Source organism: Saccharothrix sp. ST-888 (genome assembly GCF_000955975.1).
Taxonomy (GTDB): domain Bacteria; phylum Actinomycetota; class Actinomycetes; order Streptomycetales; family Streptomycetaceae; genus Kitasatospora.
In genome coordinates this window covers 50,064-59,113 of record NZ_JYJF01000034.1, presented here as the reverse complement: position 1 = coordinate 59,113, position 9,050 = coordinate 50,064, and the positions used below count along the sequence as shown (strand labels likewise).

The following is a 9,050-nucleotide window of genomic DNA, read 5'->3' as shown; positions in this document are numbered from 1 at the left end:
CCAGCAGCGCGTCCAGCAGCAGCTTGTCGTCCTCGGTGGCCCGGACGATCGCCGGGATCAGCTCCAGACCGGCCTGCCGGGAGGCCCGCAGCCGCCGCTCACCCATGATCAGCTCATACTGGCCGTCCTCGACCTGACGGACCACCACCGGCTGCAGCAGGCCCACCTCCTTGATGGAGGCGACCAGCTCGGCCAGCTTGTCCTCGTCGAAGATCTCGCGCGGCTGGCGCGGGTTCGGACGGATCGTGTCCAACGGCAGCTCGGCGAACCTGGCGCCCGCGACCGGACTGAGCACCGCCTCGCTCAGCACGGCCTCCAGCACGCTGCGGTGCGCCGACCCGGCCTGCTCCAGCGCGCTGCCGGCCGCGGCCTTCGCCGCCGCCGTACCCCGTCCGGTCGGCAGCAGCGGCACCGCGGTCGGGGAGACCGCACCGGCGGACACCACCGCAGCCGGCTCGCCCGTCCGGGCCGGGGCCACCGCCGGATCCGCTGCGGGCGAACCCTCGGCCGCAGCGGCGGCCGACCCCGTGGCCGGAGCCGCCGCCGGGATCAGTGCCCCGAGCCCTCGTCCCAGCCCCCTGCGCCCACCACTCACCGGTTGTCCTCCATCGTGCCGTGCTGTGCCATCGGGACAGCCGACGCATCGCTCGCGCTCCGCTGCTGTCCCACCGCGCCGTGCTCCGCCGCACCGTGCCCCACGCCGTCGGGCTCCGCCGCACCGACCGCCCTGAGGGCGAGCTCACGGGCCGCCTCCAGGTAGGACAGCGCACCGGTGGAGCCCGGATCGTAGGTGAGGACCGTCTGCCCGTAACTCGGGGCCTCGGAGACCCGGACCGAGCGGGGGATCGCCGTCGGCAGCACCTCCTGCTGGAAGTGCGTCCGGACCTCCTCCGCCACCTGGGCCGCCAGCCTGGTACGGGCGTCGTACATGGTGAGCAGGATGGTGGAGACGTGCAGCGTCGGGTTCAGGTGCGCGCGGACCAGTTCGACGTTCCGCAGCAGCTGGCCGAGCCCCTCCAGCGCGTAGTACTCGCACTGGATCGGGATCAGCACTTCCTGGCCCGCCACCAGCGCATTGACCGTGAGCAGTCCGAGCGAGGGCGGGCAGTCGATCAGGATGTAGTCCAGCGGCTGCTCATAGGCGGCGATGGCGCGCTGCAGCCGGCTCTCCCGGGCCACCAGCGAGACCAGCTCGATCTCGGCGCCGGCCAGGTCGATGGTGGCCGGGACGCAGAACAGTCCCTCGACGTCCACCACCGGCTGCACCACGTCGGCCAGTGGCTTGCCCTCCACCAGGACGTCGTAGATCGACGGCACCTCGGCATGGTGGTCGATACCCAGCGCCGTGGAGGCATTGCCCTGCGGGTCGAGATCGACGACCAGCACGCGCAGGCCGTGCAGCGCCAGTGCCGCCGCCAGGTTGACGGTGGTGGTGGTCTTCCCCACCCCGCCCTTCTGGTTGGCCACCACGATCACCCGGGTGGCCGGCGGTCTGGGCAGTCCTTCACCGGCCCGCCCGGCGGCTCGTACTGCGGCCCGGGCTGCGCGCGCGATGGGCGTGTCATCGATCTGGTCGATGGTCTCCGAGTCCTGCATGGGGATCAGTGTTTCACGTGAAACCGGAGCGGCAACAGTCGCCGCCCGGCTGCGACCGAGGATTCCAGAAAGCAGGGAGCGACGTTTCACGTGAAACACCATGCCCGCAATGTCGGAAATCTGACGGTGCGACACTCCGACCGGTGACGGCGATGCCACCGAGGGCACCCGGAAGCAGCAGAGCGGGCGGCCCATCGAGGCCACCCGCTCTGTACCACCTCGCCGGAAAGGTCTCCGGGCCCGACGGACGTCAGCGCCGCCGACGCCCCGCCCCCCGGGCACCGTCGCCGGGCTTGGCGGTACGTCCGGCCCGGGCCGCCTTGGCCCTGCGGGTCGCCGCCTTCACCCCGCCGGGGCTCTCCCCCGCCTCCACCCGGACCACCCGGGTCGAGGTTTCCAGGGTGCCCTCACCGACCGAGATCACCGACCACTTGACCGCACCCAGCCTGGTCAGCGCCGCCCGCGAGTCCGCCAGCTCCTGCTCCGCCGTGTCGCCCTTGAGCGCCAGCATCTGCCCGTACGGACGCAGCAGCGGGAGTCCCCAGCCGGCCAGCCGGTCCATCGGGGCCACCGCGCGCGCGGTGACGATGTCCACCGAGAGCTTGCCGACCATCTCCTCAGCCCGGCCGCGCAGCACCGTCACATTGTCCAGACCAAGCTCCCGGACCACCTCCTCCAGGAAGGTGGTGCGCCGCAGCAGCGGCTCCAGCAGCGTCACCGAGACGTCCGGCCGGGCCATCGCCACCGGGATGCCCGGCAGTCCGGCACCCGAGCCGACATCGCAGAGCGAGGCATTGGCCGGCAGCAGCTCGGCCAGCACCGCGCAGTTCAGCACATGGCGGTCCCAGAGCCGGGGCACCTCGCGCGGACCGATCAGCCCTCGCTGCACCCCTGCCGTCGCCAGCAGCTCGGTGTAGCGCAGGGCGACCGGGAACCGCTCACCGAAGATCTGCTGCGCTGCGGCCGGTGCCTCCGGCAGCTCCTGCCGACCGTCCTGGCCGTCCTCTGCCGGGGTACCCTCGGCCGCCACGCCGTCCGTCGCCATCTCAGCTTCTCCGCTCACCGTCTCCACCGACCCGCACTCCCAATGTTCCATGTGGGCTTCGTTTCACGTGAAACACAGCGCGTGAAACCCGACCTGTGTCAGCCACGGCACACCTGCCCTCGTGTGCGCATGCCGACCCCGAAGGGACGACGACCCCGCCCGCACGAGGCGGACGGGGTCGGTCGACAGGCCGCCTGCGACGTCAGCCCGGCAGGACGACGACGCAGCGCTGGGGCTCCTCGCCCTCCGACTCACTGCGCAGACCCGCCGCGGCCACCGCGTCGTGGACCACCTTGCGCTCGAACGGGGTCATCGGGCGGAGCTTCACCTGCTCACCCGAGCTCTTGACCTGCTCGGCCGCCTTGCTGCCCAGCGTCGCCAGCTCGGCCCGCTTGCGCGCCCGGAACCCGGCAATGTCCAGCATGAGGCGGCTGCGCTCACCGGTCTCCCGGTGCACCGCCAGCCGGGTCAGCTCCTGCAGAGCCTCCAGCACCTCGCCGTCGTGGCCGACCAGACGCTGCAGGGAGCGGTCGTTGCCCTCGCCGACGATGGACACCAGAGCACGGTCGCCCTCGACATCCATGTCGATGTCGCCGTCGAGATCTGCGATGTCGAGCAGACCCTCCAGGTAGTCGGCCGCGATGTCACCCTCCTGCTCCAGGCGGGCAACGAGGCTGTCGGCAGCGCCCGCACCGGTCGCAGCCTCGGCCTCGACAGCAGAGGTGGTGCCTTCCGTCACTGATGGACTCCTTCAGGAATGGGCCCTCGGGTGGGCCGAGAAACGAAGATCTTGAGCCGTGTCCGAGGCCCTAGGGGGCCGTCAGGACTTCTTCCTCGGCCGCTGGCCGCCCTGTCCGCCCCGCTTCGGCTGCTGACGCGGGCCCTGCTTGCCCGCCCCCGGCTTGCCGGCCGTCGCCTTCGCCGGGGCCGACTTGGCCACAGCGGGCTCGGCGGGCTCGGCGGCACCCGACTCGGCCCTCGCCGCGTCCTCGGTCTCCGGCTCCTTGGTCAGGCTGGTCTGCGCGGCGGCACCGGGCTGCTGCGTCCCGGTCTGCTGGCGCTGTGCCTTGGTCTGCTTGCGCGGCTGCTGCCGGCGCACCTGCACCGCGTCCTCGACGGCCTCCTCGGCCGAAGCAGCGGTCTTGCCGGCGCCACCGGGGAGCAGTGCGGACAGGCCGGCCTTCTTCACCGTGCCGTCCGGGTTGAGCCGCCCGGCCTTCTTCAGCCGCTCCTGGCGCTCCTGGAAGGCCTTGCTGCCCGGCGTCGGGTTGTTGCGGATGACGATCAGCTGCTGGCCCATGGACCAGACGTTGGTGGTCAGCCAGTAGACCAGCACACCGACCGGGAAGTTGATGCCCATCACGGCGAACATGATCGGGAAGACGTACATCAGCATCTTCTGCTGCTGCATGAACGGCGTCTTGACCGTGAGGTCCATGTTCTTCGTCATCAGCTGGCGCTGGGTGATGAACTGCGACAGCGACATCAAGACGATCATGACCGCGGTGACGATCTGCACGTTCAGGGTCTCGGAGCCGACGAACTTCGCCGACAGCGGGGCACCGAAGATGTGCGCCTGCTTGGCGCTGGCCAGCAGGTTGGCGTTGATGACGCCGATCGTCTTGCCCGCTGCGACCGAGGCCAGCACCCCGTACAGGGCGGTGAAGAAGGGCGCCTGCACCAGAATCGGAAGGCAGCTCGAGAAGGGGTTGGTACCCGCCTCCTTGTAGAGCTTCATCATCTCTTCGGACTGGCGCTGCTTGTCGTTCTTGTAGCGCTCCTGGATGGCCTTCATCTTCGGCTGGATGGCCTGCATGGCCCGAGTCGCCTTGATCTGCTTCACGAAGAGCGGAATCAGACAGATTCGGATGACGACCACCATGGAGGCGATCGACAGGCCCCACGCCCACCCGCCGTTGGGGTCGAAGACGTGGCTGTACAGCGAGTGGAACTGGACAATGATCCAGGACACCGCGTAGTACAGAGGGTTGAGGAAGGACCAGGTCACCGGTCAGACTCCTTGGACATCGGGCTTGGCCACCGGCTCAGGCCCGGCGGTCCCGCTCTTCGGGCTCAGCAGATCGCGCAACCGACGGTGCCAGACCGGGTGCTTGCGCGGCGGTACATGGTCGACCCCACCGGGCGACCATGGGTTGCAGCGCAGGATGCGCCACGCGGTCAGGCCACTGCCTTTGACCGCGCCGTGCACCCGCACCGCTTCGTACCCGTAGTGCGAACACGAGGGGTAGTACCGGCAGACCGGACCGAGCAGTGGACTGATCGTCCACTGGTAGAGCCTGATCAGCCCCATCAGCAGGTACTTCATCGCCCTGCTCCCGTCGGCACGGCATCGGCCGGCTCAGCCCGGAGCAGCCGCCGCAACGCCGCGTCCAGGTCGTGCTCCAGATCCAGATACGAGGCCGTCCCGGCCGGGGGCAGCGCACGTACCACTATCAGGCTACCTGCGGGAAACCGGGACAGACGCTCTCGGACCAGATGACGCAGTCGCCGCTTCACAAGATTGCGGACGACCGCAGGACCGACGGCCTTGCTCACGACGAAACCCGCACGCGCCGAAGGAAACCCCTCGGCGACGTGCGGGTGGGAGTCGCTGTTCCGGTCGGTTCGCCCCGCGACCGCCGCATCTCTGTTGAGATGGACGACCAGCAGGGGCCGACCGGCCCGACGACCGCGTTTCACTGCGGTCGCGAAGTCCTGGCGCCGCCGCAGCCGATTCTCGGAGGGCAGCACTGCAGACCTCGGATTCGGATCAGGCGGACAGGCTGGCGCGGCCCTTGCCACGGCGGGCAGCCAGGATGGCGCGGCCGGCGCGGGTACGCATCCGCAGCCGGAAGCCGTGGGTCTTCGCGCGACGACGGTTGTTCGGCTGGAAGGTGCGCTTGCTCACTCGGGGGCTCCTGAGATGAATCGTAGGGCGACGGGAGGTCGCTTGGCCGTCACCGTGCGTCCGCGCGATCTCTCCTATGAGAGAAATCTGCCCGCAACATCCCAGGTCGGCTGGGGGTTGCGGCAATCCACGGCGCCCGTGCTGCGCGCCTTATGGAAGCGGGAAGACCCGCGGACATGCGGCAGCGGCCATCGACAACTCGACCTGGTTACGGTACGCGGCACGAGGGCGGAGGGTCAAACCGGCCGCTCCGGCCCCACCAGCGCCCACACCCCCCGAACCCGCCCCCGGGTTCTGCTGATCATGATGGCGGAACACCTGCGCCGCCCGCTCTCCGGCCCCCGTCCGCACCGTTGCGAGCCCGCACCACCCGGCCCGCCACGACTGCGGCCACGACTTTGAGCGCCCGTCCACGCACCCGGAGTACGTTCACCCACAGCCTGTGGACAACAACTTGAATCAGCCCTGTCGGCTGACTACCGTTGCAGGACTTGTCGGGTTTGTTCATCGGATCGGACCGGCACCCGAAGTCCTTTGACACCCCCGACCCGGGGAACGAGAAAGCGTGCACCAGTGGCTGATGTCAACAGCGATCTCGTCGTGGTCTGGGCGAGAGTCGTCGAGCGGCTGGTCAACGACTCCGGCGTCGGGGACAGCGACAAGATGTGGCTGCGCCGCACCCAGCCGATGTGGATGATGCACGACACCGCCCTGCTGGCCGCGCCCAACGAGCGCGCCAAGCAGGTGCTGGAAGGCCGGCTGCTGCCGCCGCTCACCGAGGAGCTCAGCCGCGAGTTCGCCCGCCCCGTGCGGATCGCCGTGATGGTCGACGCCAACGCCGTCCCACCGGCCGCCACCCCCGCACCGGCCGAACCCCAGCCCGCCGAGACCTCCCCCGGACAGCAGAGCACCCAGCCCGGCCAGAGCGGCCCGGCCCAGGAGTGGCAGCAGCCGTACCGCGAGCAGGAGCCCGAGGCCGGCCGCTGGCCCACCCCCGAGAGCTTCCGCAGCCCCGACTACTCCGGCCGGTACGACTCCCCGGCCACCGAGGCGCCGCAGGGCTACGAGCGCACCGGCCGGTACGACACCGCCGGCTACGACCAGCGCCCAGCCCCCTACGGCGGCGACCAGTCCGAGTGGTCGGACGGCTCCGACCAGCGCCCCGGCTGGGACAACGGCTACGGCGGCCGGGTCGAGCGGCACGGCGAGTCCCCGTCCCGGGAGTCGGGCACCGCCGCGCAGGGCGACCTCTTCGGCGGCGCGTACGGAACCGGCCCCGGCGAGCGCCCGCGCCCGTCCGCCGCCTCCCGGCGCATTCCGCCCGGTCCCCAGCGGCCGTCGGCCGTCCCGGCCGATCCCGGCCTGCTGCTCCCGGACCACCGCCCGCAGGCGGGACCGCCGGCCACCACCGGCGGCGGGGTGCCCGAGCGCACCCCGAGTCCCGGTGTGCCCGCACCGCCCGGCGCGCCGCCGGCAGGCGGCTCGCGCAAGGACGAGCCCGCGGCCCGGCTGAACCCCAAGTACCTCTTCGACACCTTCGTGATCGGCGCCAGCAACCGGTTCGCGCACGCGGCGGCGGTGGCGGTCGCCGAGGCACCCGCCAAGGCGTACAACCCGCTCTTCATCTACGGGGAGTCGGGGCTGGGCAAGACCCACCTGCTGCACGCCATCGGGCACTACTCGCGCAGCCTCTTCCCGGGCACCCGGGTGCGCTACGTGAGCTCGGAGGAGTTCACCAACGAGTTCATCAACTCGATCCGGGACGGCAAGGCGGACGCGTTCCGCAAGCGGTACCGGGACATGGACATCCTGCTGGTGGACGACGTCCAGTTCCTGGCGAGCAAGGAGTCCACCCAGGAGGAGTTCTTCCACACCTTCAACACCCTGCACAACGCCAACAAGCAGATCGTGCTCTCCTCGGACCGGCCGCCCAAGCAGCTGATCACCCTGGAGGACCGGCTGCGGAACCGCTTCGAGTGGGGGCTGATCACCGACGTCACCCCGCCGGAGCTGGAGACCCGGATCGCGATCCTGCGCAAGAAGGCGATCCAGGAGCAACTCAATGCTCCCGCAGACGTGTTGGAGTTCATCGCGTCCCGAATCACCCGGAACATCCGGGAGTTGGAGGGTGCGCTGATCCGGGTCACCGCCTTCGCCAACCTCAACCGGGCGCCGGTGGACCTGGAGTTGGCGGGAATCGTCCTCAAGGACCTGATCCCGGGCGGCGACGAGGACGCGGGTCCCGAGATCACCGCGCAGGTCATCATGCAGCAGACCGCCGCCTACTTCGGCCTGGGTGTGGACGATCTCTGCGGATCCTCGCGCAGCCGCGTCCTGGTGACGGCCCGGCAGATCGCGATGTACCTGTGCCGGGAGCTCACCGACCTGTCACTGCCGAAGATCGGCGCCCAGTTCGGCGGCCGGGACCACACCACGGTGATGCACGCCGACCGCAAGATCCGCTCGCTGATGGCCGAGCGGCGCTCGATCTACAACCAGGTCACCGAGCTGACCAACCGCATCAAGAGCTAGCGGGAGCACAGGCCGATACGGGCTCGCTGCGGCCCGTTTGAAGGGGAGTCAGGACCACCTGGCTCCCCTTTCGCGTGCCCGCGGGCGGCTGGACCGCCCAGGGCCCCCGCAGGGCCACGCACGGGCCATGCACGGGGTGCGGGCGGGCCACCTGCGGGCGGCGGGCAAGGCGGCGAGGCGTGCGGCCGCTGTGCACGGGAAGGTGTAATGGCCTCGATCTCGGGGCAGGATTCCACCGGTCGACGCTTCGCCAGGTGGACTGCCGCGACGAACATCTGACCACTGATTCGAACGGGTCGGAGCCGCAGAGCAGTAATCCACAGGATCGGGTGGTTTTCCCCCGTCCACAGGCTGGGGAGCCCCGAGTTATCCAGAATTCTTCCACAGGGCCGTCACCGCTACGCTCTTCGACGCAGGTCAGACCCCTGTGGACTTGTGCACAACAGTTATCCACAGGCTGTGGACAGTTGGCTGGCCGTCAGTGGGCCGGATGGGTTGTCCACCGGTTGTCCCCAGGGAGAGGGCAGTTATCCCCAGGTTGTCCACAGAGCCATCCACAGTTCGACAACGTGCAGCAGCTGTTCATCTGCCGGTGTGAAAGGCGTCACGAGAAGTTGACAGTGCCCGGTGGATAACTGGTCCATGATCTGGGGACAGCGCTGGGGATAACCTGTGGATACTCAGAGTGCCCTGTGGGTAACCCTCCGTCGTCCACAGCAGGCCCTGGTTGTCCACAGGCTCCATCCACACCGACTGTGGATAAAAAAGCGGGTCTGACCTGCGAAAACGGGGTTATCCACGGTATCCACAGGCCCTACTACTACCACTACACCTATAGACCCCTCACCTTGATCAACAGTGGGGTGGGCCGAAATCTGTGGATACTCCGAACCCGACAGCTGTTCGGACTTGACTTGGCCCGATTGCCTCGTCTGTCGGTGGAGTACGTCAGACTGTTCTCCGGCAACC

At 69.4% G+C, this 9,050-nt stretch carries 9 protein-coding genes; 1 reads left to right on the top strand and 8 read right to left on the bottom strand.

Going from position 1 to position 9,050, the window contains the following annotated elements:
• The 8 genes from UK12_RS13970 to rpmH all read right to left on the bottom strand — a co-directional run.
• Nucleotides 1-595, bottom strand: a 595-nt coding sequence (locus tag UK12_RS13970) for a ParB N-terminal domain-containing protein (RefSeq protein WP_045303253.1), incomplete at its 3' end; no start/stop codon positions are given.
• A complete protein-coding gene (locus tag UK12_RS13965; RefSeq protein WP_197084837.1) occupies nt 592-1,596 on the bottom strand; it encodes a ParA family protein in 1,005 nt (334 codons plus the stop codon). The genes UK12_RS13970 and UK12_RS13965, both read right to left, overlap by 4 nt.
• 250 nt (nt 1,597-1,846) lie before the next feature.
• The gene (rsmG, locus tag UK12_RS13960) at nt 1,847-2,641 is read right to left on the bottom strand and encodes a 16S rRNA (guanine(527)-N(7))-methyltransferase RsmG (protein ID WP_082119595.1); all 795 of its coding nucleotides are present in this window, start codon (nt 2,639-2,641) and stop codon (nt 1,847-1,849) included.
• A 202-nt stretch (nt 2,642-2,843) separates the two neighbouring features.
• On the bottom strand, nt 2,844-3,380 hold the full coding sequence (locus tag UK12_RS13955) for a Jag family protein (protein ID WP_045303237.1): 537 nt from the start codon (nt 3,378-3,380) through the stop codon (nt 2,844-2,846).
• A gap of 81 nt (nt 3,381-3,461) precedes the next feature.
• Nucleotides 3,462-4,649 (bottom strand): membrane protein insertase YidC, encoded by a 1,188-nt coding sequence (gene yidC, locus UK12_RS13950; protein ID WP_045303236.1) that lies wholly within the window; start codon nt 4,647-4,649, stop codon nt 3,462-3,464.
• 3 nt (nt 4,650-4,652) lie between these two features.
• The gene (gene yidD / locus UK12_RS13945) at nt 4,653-4,967 is read right to left on the bottom strand and encodes a membrane protein insertion efficiency factor YidD (RefSeq protein WP_045303235.1); all 315 of its coding nucleotides are present in this window, start codon (nt 4,965-4,967) and stop codon (nt 4,653-4,655) included.
• A complete protein-coding gene (gene rnpA / locus UK12_RS37915; RefSeq protein ID WP_082119594.1) occupies nt 4,964-5,392 on the bottom strand; it encodes a ribonuclease P protein component in 429 nt (142 codons plus the stop codon). Before rnpA ends, yidD begins: the two co-directional genes overlap by 4 nt.
• A 19-nt stretch (nt 5,393-5,411) precedes the next feature.
• Nucleotides 5,412-5,549: a 50S ribosomal protein L34 gene (gene rpmH / locus UK12_RS13940; protein ID WP_030059672.1), complete on the bottom strand. Its 138-nt coding sequence runs from the start codon at nt 5,547-5,549 to the stop codon at nt 5,412-5,414.
• A gap of 573 nt (nt 5,550-6,122) precedes the next feature.
• On the opposite strand from rpmH, the gene dnaA reads away from it, so the two are divergent.
• Complete coding sequence (gene dnaA / locus UK12_RS13935) at nt 6,123-8,081, top strand: chromosomal replication initiator protein DnaA (protein WP_045303234.1); 1,959 nt, start codon at nt 6,123-6,125, stop codon at nt 8,079-8,081.
• Nucleotides 8,082-9,050: the final 969 nt, after the last annotated feature.